General features: G+C 68.0%; 23 protein-coding genes. 15 read left to right on the top strand and 8 right to left on the bottom strand.

Annotated elements, in window-relative coordinates:
- Nucleotides 1-183: 183 nt before the first annotated feature.
- The 8 genes from MED15_RS03795 to MED15_RS03760 all read left to right on the top strand — a co-directional run bounded on the left by MED15_RS03795 (nt 184) and on the right by MED15_RS03760 (nt 4,385).
- Entirely contained in the window at nt 184-606 is a 423-nt protein-coding gene (locus MED15_RS03795) for a YbaB/EbfC family nucleoid-associated protein (RefSeq protein WP_112583471.1), read from the top strand.
- Nucleotides 603-926 carry a hypothetical protein gene (locus tag MED15_RS03790; RefSeq protein WP_091399963.1) on the top strand — a complete coding sequence of 108 codons (324 nt, stop codon included), beginning with the start codon at nt 603-605 and terminating at the stop codon, nt 924-926. Before MED15_RS03795 ends, MED15_RS03790 begins: the two co-directional genes overlap by 4 nt.
- A 4-nt stretch (nt 927-930) precedes the next feature.
- Nucleotides 931-1,425 (top strand): WXG100-like domain-containing protein, encoded by a 495-nt coding sequence (locus MED15_RS03785; RefSeq protein ID WP_112583472.1) that lies wholly within the window; start codon nt 931-933, stop codon nt 1,423-1,425.
- Entirely contained in the window at nt 1,418-1,948 is a 531-nt protein-coding gene (locus tag MED15_RS03780) for an endonuclease (RefSeq protein ID WP_112583473.1), read from the top strand. The genes MED15_RS03785 and MED15_RS03780 overlap by 8 nt, the downstream gene beginning before the upstream one ends.
- Before the next feature lie 8 nt (nt 1,949-1,956).
- Nucleotides 1,957-2,487, top strand: a complete 531-nt coding sequence (locus MED15_RS03775; protein ID WP_225855278.1) for an SUKH-4 family immunity protein — start codon at nt 1,957-1,959, stop codon at nt 2,485-2,487.
- Nucleotides 2,484-3,023 (top strand): SUKH-4 family immunity protein, encoded by a 540-nt coding sequence (locus MED15_RS03770; protein WP_112583475.1) that lies wholly within the window; start codon nt 2,484-2,486, stop codon nt 3,021-3,023. The genes MED15_RS03775 and MED15_RS03770 overlap by 4 nt, the downstream gene beginning before the upstream one ends.
- 129 nt (nt 3,024-3,152) lie before the next feature.
- Nucleotides 3,153-4,160, top strand: coding sequence for a hypothetical protein (locus MED15_RS03765; protein ID WP_112733199.1), 1,008 nt, complete (start codon nt 3,153-3,155; stop codon nt 4,158-4,160).
- Between the two features lie 24 nt (nt 4,161-4,184).
- Nucleotides 4,185-4,385 (top strand): SUKH-4 family immunity protein, encoded by a 201-nt coding sequence (locus tag MED15_RS03760; protein WP_244220346.1) that lies wholly within the window; start codon nt 4,185-4,187, stop codon nt 4,383-4,385.
- 30 nt (nt 4,386-4,415) lie between these two features.
- Here the strand turns inward: MED15_RS03760 and MED15_RS03755 are convergent, their stop codons facing one another.
- Both MED15_RS03755 and MED15_RS03750 read right to left on the bottom strand, forming a co-directional pair.
- Entirely contained in the window at nt 4,416-5,018 is a 603-nt protein-coding gene (locus MED15_RS03755; protein ID WP_112583478.1) for a GNAT family N-acetyltransferase, read from the bottom strand.
- Nucleotides 5,019-5,182: 164 nt separating this feature from the next.
- Nucleotides 5,183-6,205 (bottom strand): NADPH:quinone reductase, encoded by a 1,023-nt coding sequence (locus tag MED15_RS03750; RefSeq protein WP_112601355.1) that lies wholly within the window; start codon nt 6,203-6,205, stop codon nt 5,183-5,185.
- Nucleotides 6,206-6,303: 98 nt separating this feature from the next.
- Between MED15_RS03750 and MED15_RS03745 the strand changes: the two genes are divergently transcribed.
- Nucleotides 6,304-6,669: an ArsR/SmtB family transcription factor gene (locus MED15_RS03745; protein WP_244220345.1), complete on the top strand. Its 366-nt coding sequence runs from the start codon at nt 6,304-6,306 to the stop codon at nt 6,667-6,669.
- Between the two features lie 221 nt (nt 6,670-6,890).
- Here MED15_RS03745 and MED15_RS03740 read toward each other — a convergent pair whose 3' ends face one another.
- From MED15_RS03740 to MED15_RS03730, 3 genes are all read right to left on the bottom strand, one after another.
- Nucleotides 6,891-7,415, bottom strand: coding sequence for a polyketide cyclase (locus MED15_RS03740; protein WP_244220344.1), 525 nt, complete (start codon nt 7,413-7,415; stop codon nt 6,891-6,893).
- 102 nt (nt 7,416-7,517) lie between these two features.
- Nucleotides 7,518-8,048 (bottom strand): GNAT family N-acetyltransferase, encoded by a 531-nt coding sequence (locus MED15_RS03735; RefSeq protein WP_112601357.1) that lies wholly within the window; start codon nt 8,046-8,048, stop codon nt 7,518-7,520.
- Between the two features lie 44 nt (nt 8,049-8,092).
- Nucleotides 8,093-8,620, bottom strand: a complete 528-nt coding sequence (locus MED15_RS03730; protein ID WP_112583482.1) for a MarR family winged helix-turn-helix transcriptional regulator — start codon at nt 8,618-8,620, stop codon at nt 8,093-8,095.
- A gap of 72 nt (nt 8,621-8,692) precedes the next feature.
- On the opposite strand from MED15_RS03730, the gene MED15_RS03725 reads away from it, so the two are divergent.
- Entirely contained in the window at nt 8,693-9,286 is a 594-nt protein-coding gene (locus MED15_RS03725; RefSeq protein WP_112601358.1) for a mycothiol-dependent nitroreductase Rv2466c family protein, read from the top strand.
- A 152-nt stretch (nt 9,287-9,438) separates the two neighbouring features.
- Nucleotides 9,439-10,314 (top strand): endonuclease/exonuclease/phosphatase family protein, encoded by an 876-nt coding sequence (locus MED15_RS03720; RefSeq protein ID WP_112601359.1) that lies wholly within the window; start codon nt 9,439-9,441, stop codon nt 10,312-10,314.
- Nucleotides 10,315-10,331: 17 nt separating this feature from the next.
- On the opposite strand, the gene MED15_RS03715 is transcribed toward MED15_RS03720, so the two are convergent.
- Nucleotides 10,332-10,931 carry a GNAT family N-acetyltransferase gene (locus tag MED15_RS03715; RefSeq protein WP_112601360.1) on the bottom strand — a complete coding sequence of 200 codons (600 nt, stop codon included), beginning with the start codon at nt 10,929-10,931 and terminating at the stop codon, nt 10,332-10,334.
- Between the two features lie 101 nt (nt 10,932-11,032).
- Here MED15_RS03715 and MED15_RS03710 point away from each other — a divergent pair, with 101 nt between their 5' ends.
- A complete protein-coding gene (locus MED15_RS03710; protein ID WP_112734788.1) occupies nt 11,033-11,887 on the top strand; it encodes an ATP-grasp domain-containing protein in 855 nt (284 codons plus the stop codon).
- Here MED15_RS03710 and MED15_RS03705 read toward each other — a convergent pair.
- Together MED15_RS03705 and MED15_RS03700 are read right to left on the bottom strand one after the other, a co-directional pair.
- A complete protein-coding gene (locus MED15_RS03705; protein WP_112697423.1) occupies nt 11,864-11,980 on the bottom strand; it encodes an adenylyltransferase/cytidyltransferase family protein in 117 nt (38 codons plus the stop codon). The two genes, MED15_RS03710 and MED15_RS03705, sit on opposite strands and share 24 nt — an antisense overlap.
- Before the next feature lie 47 nt (nt 11,981-12,027).
- Nucleotides 12,028-12,561: a DUF6817 domain-containing protein gene (locus MED15_RS03700; RefSeq protein WP_112697421.1), complete on the bottom strand. Its 534-nt coding sequence runs from the start codon at nt 12,559-12,561 to the stop codon at nt 12,028-12,030.
- Nucleotides 12,562-12,720: 159 nt separating this feature from the next.
- On the opposite strand from MED15_RS03700, the gene MED15_RS03695 reads away from it, so the two are divergent.
- The 3 genes from MED15_RS03695 (at nt 12,721) to MED15_RS03685 (ending at nt 15,517) form a co-directional block, all read left to right on the top strand.
- A complete protein-coding gene (locus MED15_RS03695; RefSeq protein ID WP_112697419.1) occupies nt 12,721-13,305 on the top strand; it encodes an NADAR family protein in 585 nt (194 codons plus the stop codon).
- Nucleotides 13,302-13,829 carry an HAD domain-containing protein gene (locus tag MED15_RS03690; RefSeq protein WP_112734787.1) on the top strand — a complete coding sequence of 176 codons (528 nt, stop codon included), beginning with the start codon at nt 13,302-13,304 and terminating at the stop codon, nt 13,827-13,829. The genes MED15_RS03695 and MED15_RS03690 overlap by 4 nt, the downstream gene beginning before the upstream one ends.
- A 290-nt stretch (nt 13,830-14,119) precedes the next feature.
- On the top strand, nt 14,120-15,517 hold the full coding sequence (locus MED15_RS03685; protein WP_208646479.1) for a family 43 glycosylhydrolase: 1,398 nt from the start codon (nt 14,120-14,122) through the stop codon (nt 15,515-15,517).
- The last annotated feature ends 5 nt before the right edge of the window (nt 15,518-15,522 follow it).

Here is a 15,522-nt window from a genome sequence, read left to right as displayed (position 1 = left end):
CCAAGCCGCTGTCAGGTGCGCTGGTCGAGGGACCTGCGTCGGGCGTACCCCCGTTGCGTGCGGCTCCGTCGATGGGCCGGACCCGTCGACAGGGTTCGATGGAACGTCCACCTCGCCGGTCCACACTGTTTGCCGGATCTGACTACGCTTTCCACTGTCTCGGAGGCGATCGATGGAGGGCGCATGTCGGTGAATGAGCCGGCGAGCGGAGAGTTCGCTCGCATGCTGGACGCGACGGTTGGCGCGTTGCGCGCCGCCGGCGCTGCGCCGGAGGACGAGGAGGCCGCGCGCCTGCGTCGGGTCGGTGAGTCGGCCGAGGGGCAGGTCCGTGCCGAGTTCGGCGCTGATGGTCGGCTGGAGTCGCTGACGCTGGACCCACGGATGATGCGGCTCGGCGCCGCCGAGGTCTGCGACCACGTGATCGCGGCCGTGAACGCGGCGATCGACTCGATGCGCGGCGGCGGCCCGGCGGTGGCCTCCGGCGACCTCTCGCAGCTCACCGAGCAGCTGGAGCAGGTTCGTGACACGGCCGTGCCGCGGCTCGGTGCGTTCCTGCAGGCGCTCACGGACGCGCAGGAGCGAATGGCCCGAGGAGGTTCCCGGTGAACGGCTTCGAGGTCGAGCCCGCGCTGCTGCGTTCCGGCGGCGATGAGGTCATCGGCGCCGCCGAACGCTTCATCGGGCAGTTGGAAAGCTTCGAGGCAAAGATGCAGGGGTACGGCGAGCCGTGGGGTGCCGACGACATCGGCTCGCTGATCGGCATCGCCTACACGGAGGCGTCCACCTGGGTTCTTGACTGCATCGGCGTGGCCGCCGAGGAGATCGGATCGGCCGGCAGCGACCTGACGAAGATGGCCGACAACTTCGAGCTGGTCGAGGACGCCGCCGCGGGCGCGCTGCGGGACATCCAGGGAATGCTGGGGTGACGGCATGGGACTTCAACTGCCGGGTGAACTGATCACGGCACTCGGCTGGATCGGCTACAGCTGGCCCGAAGCCGACGAGGAAAAGCTGTTCGAGATGGGCCAGGCCTGGCTGGACTTCTCCGGCACTGTCGCCGAGGCATCCGGGGAGGCCAGCTCGGCTGCGGCGGCGATCTGGTCACAGCACCAGGGCGAGTCGGTGCAGGCGTTCCAGAAGTGGTGGTCCAAGCCGGAGAGCGGCCCCGGAACGCTGCCGGACTACTCTGAGGCCGCCATGCTGATCGGCACCGGGCTGATCATCGCCGCCGCGATCGTGCTCGCGCTGAAGATCCAGGTGATCGTGCAGCTTGCGATCCTCGCCTTCGCTGTGGCTCAGGCGATCGCCACCGCCGTCGTCACGTTCGGCGCGTCGCTGGCCGAGGTCCCGATCTTCCAGATGATCACGCGGGAGATCGTCGGTCTGCTGATCGACCAGGTGATCCAGGAGCTCCTCGATGCCTAGCAGGGCGCCCAAGAGCTCGAAGAAGCGCGGCGGCGCGGGCAAGCCGAAGGTTGGCAAGGGCGTCCGCGCGGCGGTGAAGAAAGCCGCCGCCAAGCCGGTGGTGCGCAACAACGACCTGCCCGAGGTCACGATCAAGGTGCAGCGCAAGTCGTTCCACGCGCGCGGCCAGTTTGACCGCAAGATGAACGCGCTGAAGAAGCTCAGCGACGAGGGCAAGCTGTTCAAGCAGGCGAACCCGGTCGCTCGGGACAAGAAAATCACGGCCGACTACAAGAAGCGCATCCGGCAGAAGATCTTCGACAAGTACTGGCCCCACGACAAGAAGATGGCGAACGCCCTCGCCGCCCGACTCCGCAAGCAGCAGCCCGACCATGTGTGGGAGCTGCAACTCGGGGGCGCCGACGACGTTAGTAATCTGAAGCTCCTGCACGGTAGAACAAACTGGGATGTCGGCGGGCAAATCTGGCGTCAGATCATGAATCTGCCCGATGGCACACCGATCCGAATAGAGGTAGTGGATTGAATCCCGAGTTGCGGGAGCTCATCGCGGAGCTGCGTACCGACCTGGAAGCGGACCAGCCGGCGACGCTGGCGTGGGCACAGATCAACGAGGGCGCTCCGGCCGACCAGATTCCCGCCGAGCTGCCGCAGCCGGTCCGGGAGCTGCTGGAGACCGCCAACGGCATCCTGGCCGGCGCGTTCGACCTGCCCGCAGTCGCGGACCTCGACGACATCCAGTACTACCTCGAGCAGATGCCCGAGTTCACCGGCGTCGCCGACGAACCCGCCGAGTGGCTGGTCATCGGCACACTGAACGACGAGCCACTGCTGATCCGACGCGACACCGGCGCGGTCTGGTACTTCCCGGCGGAGACCACCGACGAGTGGTTCATGCGTGAGATGTTCCTCGACGTCGCGCCGGACCTCGACTCGTTCCTCGCCTACTACGTCTTCGGCGCCGGGTACGGCGAGGTCGGCTTCGACGACGACGAGTGGTGGGGCTTCCTCGACGAGCACGGTCTGACCACGCCCGGCGACGATGACGAGGAGGCGGACGATTGACCGCGACGCATGAGGAGCTCACGGCGCTCTGGGGCGCCGATGGGATGATCTACTTCCCGGTCGACCGGTTCGACGACGTGCTCGGCCCGCTGACGCCAGAGGTCTTCCCGCCGTTCGGAGCCATCCCGGTCGACGTACCGATCCTGTTCACCGTCGACGTCGACGTCTCCGGCATGGAGTTGTTCTCCAAGCTGAAGATCGAGATCGGCGAGGCCAGCCCGCGCATCCACATCGTCCTCGGCAGCTCACCCGAGGACCCGCAGCTGCTCTTCTGCCTCGACGCGCTGACCGGCGCCGTCGTGTTGCTGGACCTGGAAACCCCCAACTTCGAGACGGTCAACGCGACCTTCGCCGCGTTCGTCGAGTTCCTCTACCGGCTCGGGCAGCTCATCGCCACGGACCCGGGCGGTCGGGCCCGCGCCGCCCGCGCCGCCGCGATCCGCGAGGAACTGATGGGCGTCGACTCGTCAGCGTTTGCCGACCCGAAGTCCTGGTGGAGCGTGGCCTTCGATCAGCTGGAATCCACCAGCGGCTAGCCCCCGTCGCTGGGAGCGGTCGGTCAGACCAACCGAACGATCTGACCGGATGACCAGCGCGGCTCTCTGACGGCTCCTCCTGTCAGCGCCACGTGGTTGCATGCAGGCCGCTGATCAGGAGAGTGAATCATGACGCGCACCACCCCACCGCGTCCGTTGGATGTGGTCTCGCTGTTCCCGGAACTGGCAGCGAGGGCCAGGACCGCCACCCGCCTTCATCCCCGCCCAGGAGACCCGGCCGTGCACGACAGCTCGGTGGGTGGGCCTTTGCTGTGGCCGGAAGACGAGGCCTGGCCAAGATGCGGAGACGAGCACGAGCCGTACGGGTTGACGACGCTGGAGGACGTCCGCACGCGTCGGCGTATCCTCGCCGCAGCGTGGCAACGGCCCAGGTCGCCGGGAACGAATCTGCTCACTCCCGATGAGAAGGTAGTCGTAGACCGCGTAGATTCCGGTTACGACCCGGCCCTGCTGCCGGTGGAGCCGCTGCCGCTCATCCCGCTCGCCCAGCTCTACGCCCGGGACGTCCCTGATCTGCCCTGTCCCCCTGGCACAGACATGCTTCAGGTGCTGTGGTGCCCGTTCGATGAAATCATGGATGCGCGGTCGGCAGTGCGCCTACGGTGGCGGCAATCCACAAGCGTGCGGAACATGCTGATGAACCCGCCCGAGCCGGCCTTCGTCGGTCAGGGCTGTTACGTACCGGAACCTTGCGTTCTGCACCCAGAGCAGGTCACCGAGTACCCGGCTTATCACGAGCTGGATGACAAGCTGGCGGAACGCATCATCTCCCGAGAAAGAGACCTCCTCCAGTCACCGGACGAGAAGCAACCGAGTTACCGGGGCGACCTGTCAATCGCTCCCGGTTGGAAGGTCGGTGGCTGGGCCGCCTTCTTCACCTTTCGGAGCCCGGCGGGCCCTGACGAGCTCCGGTGCTGCGGCGCTCCGCTGGAACCACTTCTCACCATCCCAAGCGACGAATGGGACGGCGACAGCCGCAGCTGGCGTCCCATCGCTGAGGAGGACGAGTCGGTCGATCACACCCCGACGCAGGTGGAAATCGGTCGTGGCTACACACTCCAGGTCTATCAGTGCGCCGCCTTGCAGGAGCACCCGCCGGTCACCATCATGCAGTAGCTGAGCCGATGCACGCTCATGCCGTTGGCCGCGCTGACCGGCGCCGTCGTGTTGCTGGACCTGGAGACCCCCAACTTCGAGACGGTCAACGCGACCTTCGCCGCGTTCATCGAGTTCCTCTACCGACTCGGACGGTTCGTCGCGACGGACCGGGTGAAGCATGGCCTTCGAGCAGCTGGAACCCACCAGCGGCTAGCCCCGCCGGGGCCGATCCGGCCGGGATAGCACAAGCCCCGTCGAGGATGCGCTGGTGGTTCACCGCGCCCGCGGCGCCGGTGTGGACGCGATCGGCTGCTCCGACGGTGCTGCCTCTCGATGCCATGCCTCGGCGAGGAGGGCGTAGGTGTAGCCGTCCACCCAGCCCAGTTCGGCGTGCCAGGAATCGCCGACGCCGTGCTGTTCACGACGCATGCCGACCTTCTCGAGGATTCGCACCGAGGCGAGGTTGGCCGCGAAGCAGCCGGCGGTGATTCTCCGAATGCCCAGCCGGTCGAATGCGTGCGCCACCACGGCGGTTACCGCCTCGGTCGCGTACCCATTTCCGCCGTAGGCCGGATCGAAGATGTAGCCAAGCTCGGCCTCGGTCCGTGGTGGCATGCCGGGTTGGCCCATGCCGTCGACGACGTCGAGCGAGACGGTTCCGATCACCACGCCGTCGAGCGTGGCCGCCATGCTGTGGTCGTCAGGGTCTGCGGCCGCGCGTCGCCATGCCGTGCGGAAGGACGCAGGGTCGACCTGCGTGCGGAGTAGCCAGCGCGTGACCTGCGGCAGATTGCGGTACTCCAGGATCCGGTCGACGTCCGCGTCTCGCACCGGGCGAAGCTCGAGGCGTTCAGTGCGTACGGTGGTGTTCTCCATGAGGCGGGACGCTAGTGGACGCACACCGGCGAGACGCCCGATTATTGGTCCGCCGGACCCGACACATGGCGCACGCTCATGCCGCTCGGGGCAGCCTGGTATTCATCGCCGGTGACGGTGCACGACGACGTATGACTACCTCTCCTCCTGCTTGCGGGTGAACTTCAGGGCATGACGTCCACCAGTACCTTGCCGACCGCGCCGGCTTCTACCGCTCGGTGAGCGTCGGCGGTGCGCCGCAGTGGAAAGCGGAGCAGTGGTAGGCCGTGTGCCTCGCCGACCGGTAGGGCGCCGTCACGGATCGCGGCGGTGACGTCCTCGACGGCTGCGGCGCGCGCCTGCGGCCCAGCCGTGTAGAGCACCAGGAACTGCAAGCGCGTGTTGAGCACCATGTGCTGACCCACGTTCAGCTCGACCGGATGTCCGCCCTCGTTGGCGTACGTCGCGATCGTGCCGCGGGTACGCAGCACGGCCAGGTCCAGGGCCAGGTTCGCGCCCAACGCCACCTCGGCGACGATGTCGACGCCGTCAGGGGCGATCGCACGGATGGCGGCGGCGGCTTGGTCGCCCTCGCGATAGTTGATGGTGTGGTGGGCTCCGGCTGCGGTGGCCAGCGCCGCCTTCTCCGGGCCGCTGACCGTGGCGATCACGGTGGCGCCGGCCCATCGGGCGAGCTGGATCACTGCGTGCCCGACCGCGCCGGCCCCGCCAGCGGCGAGCACCACCTTGCCGTCGAGTATCCCGGGGCGTAGGCGGCGTGGCCCGTCCTCGGCGACGGTGAGTGCGCGGTGTGCGGTGAGCGCGGGGACGCCGAGCGACGCGCCGACGTCGAAGCCGGCCTCGTCTGGCAGCGGCACGGCCTGATCGGCGGGTACGACGGTGAACTCGGCGGCGGTGCCGGTGGGACGTCCGGCGGCGGCCATGAACAGCCACACACGCTGACCGACCCGGCCGGGGTCAACCCCTTCACCGACGGCGTCGACCACACCGGCGCCGTCGAGGTGCGGGGTGATTTCGGGGAAGAGCTTGCGGTGGGCAACGCCGGTGCGGGCCTGCCAGTCGGTCGGGTTGACCCCGGAAACGGCAACCCTGACGCGCACCTCGCCGGGTTCGGGCGTGGGCCGGTCACGCTCGACGAACTGGAGAACGTCGGGGCCGCCGTGGTCGCGGTAGATGATCGCTTTCATGATCCGTCCAATGTTCGATCTGCGTCGTACCGTTCGAGCTGCATCGAACAGTACGACGAGAGTCGAACTTTGCACAAGATCTGGCTAGGCTTCATCTCGTGACCGAGGTGATCGAACCCGCCATCGAGACCGTGACGATCGACGTCGTGCTCAGCGCGCTCGCCGACCCGGTGCGGCTCACGCTCGTGCGTGCCCTCGACGAGGCTGGGGACTGGACGTGCGGCAGTGACGTCCTCAAGGAGACCGGCGTCACCATCGGCAAGTCGACGGTGTCGCACCACATCAAGGTGCTGCGCGATGCAGGCTTGATCCGCACGCGAGTCGACGGCATCCGCCGGCTGGTCACCCTCCGCTACGACGACGTGGAACAACGCTTTCCCGGGCTGCTGGCCTTGCTCCGCGAGGCTGCCCCTGCCCCTGCCCCTGCCCGCGCCGCCGCGCAGGCGCCCGCCTCATCCGCATGAGGCAAACGAGCGCGAGTGTCACGACGCGCCTTCTCAGGTCGCCGTAGACTTCGATCACGAGGCGAAACCTCACGGAGGCCGCAGCCGAACTGCAGGCACTCGATGTGCTGGGCTTCGACGTGATGCAGCTCAGCTCGACGCCAGTGGCAGCGACCGAGACCTGGCGTGGCTAGTGGCAGCACCGGCCTTCCGGTCAGCTCAACGAGGATTCGTTCCAGTGCTCAACGACTCTGCGACGTGCGCTCGGCGAGCTTCTTCAGGTTGAACAGCTGTCGTCGAGCCATGATCAGGTCGCCGACGGACAGCCCGGGTGCGACCCAGCGGGTCGTCTGCATGACGACCTTGAGCAGCAAGCGCGTCGTGTCGTGCTCCTGAGGCACGAGGACGTAGGACATGAAGGCGCCCATGATGGTGCTCGTCAGTTGTCTGCCGGGATCGACCGAGACGATCCTGCCCAACTTCCGTCCGCCAGCGGTGGTGAACGCCTCTCCGACCTGGGGCTCGGGCAGGCCCTCCAGTTGTCGAGGTGAGCGGCGGCCGAGGTTGTCGATCCAGTCGTACGAGTACGGCGCGAGCCTCAGTTGGGCTACCCACGGCCACACCGCCGCGGCGGGCACCTCGATCCGCACTCCCCGCCACGCCTGGAGTGTGGGTGAGACGACGAAGTCGTCGCAGGGATAGGTACGCAAGGTATCGCTGTTGGTCACGCCCCACCGGTCACCGATCACGCATCCATCGTCCGCCATGCGGCGGCCTTGACGGCAAGCCGACCGGTTTCCGGCAAGCATTGTCGGGCGTCCTGGAGCCGGTCGTGTGCGACGGCTGAGGGGCTGACCCGGGAGCGTGGCTCAGTCGACCCGCTGGGCCAGCACCTGCCCCGGCCAGGTCCCGGCCAGGAAGGTATCGGTGGGAGTGAACCCGTTGCGCTCGTAGTACGCCACCAACTCGCCGCCGCTGCCCGCCCAGCAGTCGACCCGTAGCAACCGCACGCCGGCTCGCCGGGTTTCCTCGACGGCGTGTGCCAACAGGGCCGACCCGAGTTTCCGGCCGGCGAATCGTCGGTCGGAGACCAGGAGGCGGACGTAGCGCTCGGGTTCCTCCGCAGGCGCGATCGGTGCCCGCGGATCAGGCCCGGAAGCCAATACCAGGGCTGCGGCCGGTGTCCCGTCCACTTCCGCGATGAACGGGAGGTTCTCGGTCAGGTACCGATCGACCTGTGCGGCCCGTTCGGGTTTTTCCGAGAACGGCGTCGTGCCCCACTGCTCGGTGTTGCCGCGGTCGTTCATCCAGACCACCGCGGAGTCGAGCATGTCCAGTACGGCGGGTGCGTCGGCCGGGCCACCGCGTCTGATGCGTACGCCGCGGGTGGTGTCGTCCATGCCCGAATGGTATTCCGAGGATCGGCCGATCATGCCCGGGGGCATCACCCGTCGTGGCCCCCGCCCTCGGGTCCAAAATCTCCGGAGGTCAGGGTCCGATTCATCGCCGCAAGTAGGCGCTCAAGTGTTCTGCGGTCGCTGTCGGTCAGGCCGCGAAGGATGGCCGCCTCGTTGGCCAGATGTTCCTCGATGAGCCGGTCGGTCAACGCCACGCCGGCCGACGTCAGCCCGACCACCCTGCCGCGCGCGTCGGCTGCGGAGACCGAGCGTGACACGAGGCCGCGGGCGATCAGACGGTCCACCCGCTTGGTCACCGCTCCCGTGGTCACGAGCATCCGCTGGCTCAGCTGGCCCGCCGTGAGCGTGTAGGGCTCGCCCTCGCGACGCAGCGCCGCGAGCACGTTGAAGTCGCCGTTGCCGAGGTCCGCTGCGGCGAACGGCGGCCGCAGGGCCACATCGAGTACGGCGGCCAACTGTTGGATGCGACCGATGATCAGCAACGGGGTGGGGTCGAGGTCTGGTCGCTCGCGACCCCACTGCCCAACGATGTCGGCGATCCGGTCGTCATCCACTGTTGCACCTTACCTTCCGTGGAAGATAAGTTGTCTTCCGTGGAAGACAACTCGCCTCAAGCGTCAGCTCCGATGGTCACGGCGTACGTGGATCCGTCCTGCCCGTTCGCCTGGATCACCTCCCGCTGGCTCATGGAGGTCGCGAAGATGCGGCCGCTCACCCTGCGGTTCGAGGTGATGAGCCTCGCGGTGATCAACGAGCATCGTGACCTGGAGCCCTGGTACCGCGAATTCAACGACAGGGCTTGGGGGCCGGCCAGGGTGTGTGTGGCGGCCGCCGCGCAACACGGCTCCGCCGCCCTCGCACGGCTGTACCCGGCGCTCGGCCGCCGGATCCACGACGCCGGCGACAAGGACTTCGACAGCGTCGTCCCGCTGGCCCTGGCCGAGGCCGGCCTCCCCGCCGACCTGGCCGACGCCGCCCACCGCAGCGACCTCGACCCGCAGATGCGGGCGAGCACCGCCCACGCACAGCAACTGGTGGGCGAGGACCTCGGCACCCCGACGGTCGTCGTCGACGACGTGGCCTTCTTCGGCCCCGTGCTGACCTCGATCCCTCGTGGCGAGGAGGCCGTCCGCGTCTTCGACGGCGCTCGCCTGCTCGCCGGCTGCCGGGCTTTCTCCGAGCTCAAACGCGCCCGGTCCGACGGCCTCACCTTCGCGTAGCTCCACCACCGCCGCTGGGGGGACTGGATACCCCCCGCACTGGTCGACCCAGGTCTGTCGATGCTTCGTCACCGGATGTTCGGCGTCGCGTCGACTCGAATCGATAGTGTCTGTTGGCCGGCCACCGTCGGCGTCAAGGCGGAGGAAAATCGATGCGCAGCACAACGGACTGGTCGACCCGCGCTCTGGGCGCTCTCGCGGGCGCGGTCGCGCTGGTGGCGGCCCTGCTGCCGGCGGCACCAGCCGCTGCCGCAAGCGTGGGCTTCAAGGCGGCCACGCTGAACATCTACTACGGGCTGAGCCAGGCCGACTTCGTGCACGACCTGAACCTGATCGCGTCCAAGGCCGACCTCGTCGGTCTCAACGAGGTCGGTGCCCGCAAGGCGTTCCTGGCCAGCTGGGCCGCCGACAACGGCTGGTGGTTGTACGCGCCGGGCGGCACCAACCAGGCCGGCGAGGCGTTGATCGCCAAGAAGAGCATGTTCGACGTACTCGACAAGGGCTCGATCTTCGTCTGTGACACCAACGGGCCGGGCGAGGTGCCGCCCGCGCGGTACAACAACTGGGTCAAGTACCGGCACAAGACCAGTGGCCGCAACGTGACCCACATCAACGCCCACGCGGTGGCCAGCATCGAAGCCGCCGGCCGGCCGGAGGACCTGCCGCGCACCAGGTGCGCCGAGACGCAGTTCCAGGGCCTCAAGGAACTGGCGGTCGACAAGCAGGACGAGGGCCAGGTCATCGTGAGCGGAGACCTCAACGTCGACTTCAGCGCCGACCGGAGCTACGGGTACGCGAAGTTCCCGTGGCAGGTCTTCGAGGCCAACGAGCTGCCGAATCTGCGCTCCAACTACAACCTGTACGGCGAAAAGGGCACCGGGACGCACGGCAATCGGCACATCGACTACGTCTACTTCTGGAAGCGGCTGCCCGAACACCAGCTAATGTGGATGATCGACTACGACATCGTCGGTGGCACCAGGTCCGACCACAACGGTGTCGTCTCCACCTTCTCCATCCAGAGCTGACGCCTCCGGCCCGCCGGCTACGAGCCTCGGCGCTCGGGACGTCCCCGGTGCGCCGCCCACTCGGGCGCGAGGATCGACATCACCGTGGCGTCAACCCAGTCGTCGCCGTCGCGCAGGACCTGCCGCAGCACACCCTCGGCAACGAAGCCGACCTTCTCGTACACCCGCCGGGCCCGGGGGTTGAAGGCGAACACTTCCAGCGAGATGCGGTGCAGGCCGAGCCTCTCGAAACCGTGGCCGACGATCAGGCGTACCGCCTCGGTGCCCAAGCCGCGGTCGCGGCCGGCGGCGGTGAGCAGGGTGCGGAAGTTGCAGTTCCGGTTGGCGGGGTCCCAGTCATTGAGGACGACCTCGCCGACGCAGGCTCCGGTGGCGCGGTCCACGACCGCCAAGTCGAGTCGGTCGGTCTGCGCGTTGCGGCTGCCGTACCAGGAACGCATCCGCTCCTCGTCGAGAGTGTCGTCGGCCGGGCTGCCGGTCAGCCGGACCACCTCGGGATCGGCCACCGCCGTTCGGAAGGTGTCCAGGTCGTCGTCGACGAAGGGACGCAGGATCACTCGCTCACCAGTGAGGGTGGGCTTGATTGAGAAGTCGGGGGTCGCCTGGTCACTGGGCATCGACTGATCGTCGGCGCGACCCCGGCGACAGGCAACCGGTTTCCGGTCGTTGGCCGGATACGGGTTCGAGGCGCAGGCATGAGTTCGGGCAGGATACGAGCGTGATCCTGATCGTTCCCGCGAACCCGCTGCGCCCACGCCGCCCGGACGAGCACTTCGCGGCCGAGGCTGAGGCGGCCCGTGCTGCCGGGTTCCAGGTTGCGGTGGTCGACCACGACGCCGTGGCGCGGGGTTGTGACGTACACCGGGCGGTGGCTTCGGTCTCGGGCACCGGTGCGGCGGTCTATCGCGGTTGGATGCTGCGCAGCGAGCGGTACGCGGCGTTCGCCGAGGCCCTCGCCGAGCGCGGTGTGGTGTTGAGAACCAGTGGCGAGCAGTATCGGCGGGCACATGAGCTGCCCGGCTGGTACGCGGCGCTGGCGGCGGTCACTCCGGCGTCGGTGTGGACCCGGGGCTCGGATCAGGCGGATCTTGACCAGGCGCGCGTTGCGCTTGGGCCGGGACCGGCGGTACTGCGTGACTACACCAAGTCGATGAAGCACTACTGGGACGACGCGGCCTTCGTCCCCGAGCTCGATGACGCGGTGGCCGTCTGGAGAGTGGCGAGCCGGTTTTTGGAATTGCGTGAGGACGACTTCGTGGGCGGGTTCGTGCTGCGCCGCTTCGAGCGGTTCACCTCCGCCGAGGTACGCACCTGGTGGGTCAACGGCGACTGCGTCCTGATCGGCCCTCATCCGGACAGCCCGAACGAGCGCCCTTCGGTCGAGGTCGACCTGGAGTCGCTCACGCCGATGATCGCCGGGCTCGGGTTGCCCTTCGTCACCGTGGACCTCGCCCTACGCGCGGACGGAGTGTGGCGGGTCATCGAACTCGGCGACGGGCAGGTCAGCGATCGACCAACCACCATCGAGCCCGAAGCGATGATCGCCGCCCTACTCGGCCCGCCGCGCCCCTAGCGTGCGCACGTCGAAGAGAGCGCGTGCCCGGCTGACCACATTCACATGCCCTGCAGTGACGGGATCGAAGCTGCCGGGGTAGACGGCTCGCACCCGTACGCGGCCGGAGGTCCGTGCTGTCGGACGCGACGATTCGGGTGTCACTGCCGCAGGACCCGCTGCGCATCGCTGATGACCTGCTCCGAGGCGATCGGGGCCCACGACGCGAACAGCTTCCGGAAGTAGGCCCCGTGCCGGTCTGCCACCGCAGGATCGTGCTCGATGACGTCCAACTCGTTGACGATGCTCAGGTCCACGAGCGACCGAAGTTGAGTCTCACCGGGCGTCCGCACCTGACGTGTGAAGCGGTCGAACACCTCACCGGTCCTCACCAGCTGCTGCCAGCTGCGTCCACGGTCGCAGGCGCCGTACAGATAGACGAGCTCCTCGGCGTCGGCGCCAACGAGATCCCGCAGCACCGCACGATCGGCCCGATCAACCAGGGTGACGTCGAACCCGTCGGTCCCGTAGGCGGCGTGGGTGAGGCCCGCTGCTTGCACGTCACGGGCGCAGCCGAGCACGGCGAGTCGTTCGCTGACTCGACATAGGTGGACGTACAGGTTGCCTCCGGGATGGGCGATCTGCTCAGCTCCCTGCCGGCGGAGCCAGACCCGCACGCCGTCGTCGATGGTCATGGTCCGACTGTAGGTATCGGCCGTCGGGTTCGATTGCCGCCGGACGTGGGCAATATGTCACAGCGCTGTGGGCATGCCCGGCGTCGCGGCGGCCGCGAGCACGTCGTCGCGGTCGAAAATGCGGGGCACGCCGAGCCCCGGTGCCACACACTCGCCATCATGCTGTCATCGGTTCGTAGCGTCGCGGATCTGGCCGCTGCGCAGGCACAGGGTCATCAGGTCAAATTCCTGTTCTTCTGGGGGCACCAGCCCGAACGTGACGGTGGTGTCGGCGCAGGCTGCCTGAGTCAGTGGTGGCCGGCGCCGTTCACCGCCGACGACACGCGGTTCGCCACTGCGGAGCACTACATGATGTGGCGCAAGGCCACCCTGTTCGGCGACCGCGCGATGGCGAAACAGATCCTCGCCGCTCCGCATCCCCACGCCGCGAAGGTGCTGGGAGGACGCGTCGCGGGTTTCGATCAGCAGACCTGGAGTGAACACCGCTTCGCGATCGTGGTGGCCGGCAACCTCGCGAAATTCGATCAGCACCCCGCGCTCCGGGCGTTTCTGCTGGCTACCGGGCTGCGAGTCCTCGTGGAGGCCAGCCCGGTCGACCGGATCTGGGGCATCGGCCTGAACCGCGACGATCCGGCTGCTGGCGACCCCGCCTGTTGGCGAGGGCTCAACCTGCTGGGCTTCGCGCTCATGCAGGTGCGTGAGGCGCTCGAGGATCAAGGTCGGCAGGGGACGGTTCCGGCGTGACTCCCGGCTTCGCCGGACGTCCGGTCATCTTCCTTGATGTGGACGGACCACTGATCCCGTTCAAGGCCCGACCGGTTGGCCAGAGAAGTCCGTCGGGCGGCACCGCCAAGCGGCAGACGGAAAACACCGGCAATCCCCTCCTTGATCGTCTCAACCCGGATGACGGTCGTCGGCTGCTCGCCTTGGAGGGCGAGTTGGTCTGGGCAACGACGTGGATGGCGGAGGCGAACGAGGTCGTCTCCCCCCGGCTCGGGCTTCCGGACCTGCCCGTCGTCGATTGGCCGGACGACGACGAGGGGACGGGGCGTGGCCTGCACTGGAAGACCGCGTTCCTGACCCAGTGGGCAGCAGGAGGCCCCTTCGTGTGGTTTGACGACGAGATCACCGACGCCGACCACCGATGGGTGAGGGCTCACCACCCGGCGCGGGCGCTGCTGCACCGCGTTGACCCGTACACGGGCCTGACCGAGGCGGACTTCGCCGTCGTCCATCGATGGCTTCAGGACGGTGATGGCACGGTCTGACCGGGACTGTGGATGACGGGTGGCGTGACCGGGGTCGCGGGGGAGCGGCCGCGGTCGATCCCTTGACACTCGTGGATGCGATCGCTAACACTTGTCCGCAACGCGAACTTAACGAACCGAACACATTGTGTCTGTGGTCGTGTGACGCGCCAGTGGCACCGCCTGTGGACACTCCACCCCGTCGCCAGGGCCGCCCAAGCCTGAGCCCGGATACCGCCTGTCCTTGTTAACGCTAACATAGACGATCTTGCGAGAGGGGCGGGATGGTGATCCGGTCGGGAGCATCGACGATGCGTCTACGTGCCCTCCTCGTGCTCTCCGCCGTGGCCGCCGCAGCTGTCCTGGTGGTGGCCGACCGGCCGGCGCATGCCGCCACGCTGCCGACCGGCGCGGTCTCGCTGGAGGCGGTCAACCAGGCCGGACGGTACGTGCGGCACATCGACTATCTCGGTCAACTCGACCCGGTCACCTCGAGCAGCGGCAACCAGACCAAGCTCGATGCCACCTTCACAGTGGTCAACGGTCTGGCGTCGCCGACCTGCTACTCGTTGCAGACCAGGACCGGCATGTTCCTGCGGCACCGCGACTACCGGCTCCGGGTCGACCCGAACACCGGTGACGCGGCGTTCCGGGCCGACGCCACCTTCTGTGCCGTGGACGGCTCGGTCAGCGGATCGATGGCGCTCGTCTCGTACAACTATCCGAACCGGCGGATCCGGCACCGCGACTTCGCGCTCTGGCTCGACGCCTACCAGGACACGGCCGCGTTCCGGGCGGACAGCGCCTTCCGCCTCGTCGCGCCCTGGGCACCCAGAACCACCAAGGGACCAGTGATCCCGGGTCTCTTCGCCGACCCGCACCTTGCCGTGTTCAACGGCCGCTACTACCTGTACCCGACCACCGACGGCTACGCGAGCTGGGCCGGCACCTACTACAAGGCGTTCTCCTCGACCGACCTGGTCAACTGGACCGACCACGGCGTGATCCTCGACCACGGTCCGGACGTCTCCTGGGCTGACAACTCGGCGTGGGCGCCGGCGGTGGCCGCCGCCAACGGCCGCTACTACCTGTACTTCAGCGGCGGCGCGGCCAGTGGCAACACCGTCAAACAGCTGGGCGTGGCGGTGGCCGACAGCCCCACTGGACCGTTCCGTGACGCGCTGGGCCGGCCGCTGATCCGCAGCGACCAGTTCTCCGGCGGGCAGACGATCGACCCGATGGTGTTCACCGACGACGACGGGCAGTCCTATCTGTACTGGGGACAGGGCGTCGCGCGGGCGGTGCGGTTGAACGCCGACATGGTCTCCTTCGACGCGACGCAGGCGCGGGTCATCACCCCGTCGGGCTACAACGAGGCGCCGTTCGTGTTCAAGCGCAACGGCCTGTACTACTTCATGTGGTCGGAGAACGACACGCGTAGCGAGGACTACCGGGTCGCCTACGCCACCGGCTCCTCACCCCTCGGGCCCTGGACAAGGCGCGGCGTGGTGCTGCAGAAGCGCCTCGACGTCGGCATCAAGGGCACCGGTCACCACTCCGTGGTCCGGGCACCCGGCAGCGACACCTGGTACATCGCCTACCACCGCTTCGCCGTACCGACCGGCAACGGCACCAACCGCGAGACCGCCATCGACCGGATGGAGTTCGGCACCGACGGCACCATCCGGCCCGTTGTGCCGACGCTCTAGCTGAC

The organism is Micromonospora noduli (assembly GCF_003264475.1).
In the GTDB taxonomy this organism is placed as follows: Bacteria; Actinomycetota; Actinomycetes; order Mycobacteriales; family Micromonosporaceae; genus Micromonospora; species Micromonospora noduli.
The sequence above is the reverse complement of the archived record's forward strand: the minus strand, read 5'-3'. Positions and strand labels throughout refer to the sequence as shown.

Excerpts from the sequence above, each read along its gene's own strand:
- MED15_RS03795 (WP_112583471.1), top strand. The coding sequence starts at position 184 with ATGTCGGTGAATGAGCCGGCGAGCGGAGAGTTCGCTCGCATGCTGGAC.
- MED15_RS03785 (WP_112583472.1), top strand. The coding sequence starts at position 931 with ATGGGACTTCAACTGCCGGGTGAACTGATCACGGCACTCGGCTGGATC.
- MED15_RS03780 (WP_112583473.1), top strand. The coding sequence starts at position 1,418 with ATGCCTAGCAGGGCGCCCAAGAGCTCGAAGAAGCGCGGCGGCGCGGGC.
- MED15_RS03765 (WP_112733199.1), top strand. The coding sequence starts at position 3,153 with ATGACGCGCACCACCCCACCGCGTCCGTTGGATGTGGTCTCGCTGTTC.
- MED15_RS03755 (WP_112583478.1), bottom strand. The coding sequence starts at position 5,018 with ATGGAGAACACCACCGTACGCACTGAACGCCTCGAGCTTCGCCCGGTG.
- MED15_RS03750 (WP_112601355.1), bottom strand. The coding sequence starts at position 6,205 with ATGAAAGCGATCATCTACCGCGACCACGGCGGCCCCGACGTTCTCCAG.
- MED15_RS03740 (WP_244220344.1), bottom strand. The coding sequence starts at position 7,415 with ATGGCGGACGATGGATGCGTGATCGGTGACCGGTGGGGCGTGACCAAC.
- MED15_RS03735 (WP_112601357.1), bottom strand. The coding sequence starts at position 8,048 with ATGGACGACACCACCCGCGGCGTACGCATCAGACGCGGTGGCCCGGCC.
- MED15_RS03725 (WP_112601358.1), top strand. The coding sequence starts at position 8,693 with ATGGTCACGGCGTACGTGGATCCGTCCTGCCCGTTCGCCTGGATCACC.
- MED15_RS03720 (WP_112601359.1), top strand. The coding sequence starts at position 9,439 with ATGCGCAGCACAACGGACTGGTCGACCCGCGCTCTGGGCGCTCTCGCG.
- MED15_RS03715 (WP_112601360.1), bottom strand. The coding sequence starts at position 10,931 with ATGCCCAGTGACCAGGCGACCCCCGACTTCTCAATCAAGCCCACCCTC.
- MED15_RS03700 (WP_112697421.1), bottom strand. The coding sequence starts at position 12,561 with ATGACCATCGACGACGGCGTGCGGGTCTGGCTCCGCCGGCAGGGAGCT.
- MED15_RS03695 (WP_112697419.1), top strand. The coding sequence starts at position 12,721 with ATGCTGTCATCGGTTCGTAGCGTCGCGGATCTGGCCGCTGCGCAGGCA.
- MED15_RS03685 (WP_208646479.1), top strand. The coding sequence starts at position 14,120 with ATGCGTCTACGTGCCCTCCTCGTGCTCTCCGCCGTGGCCGCCGCAGCT.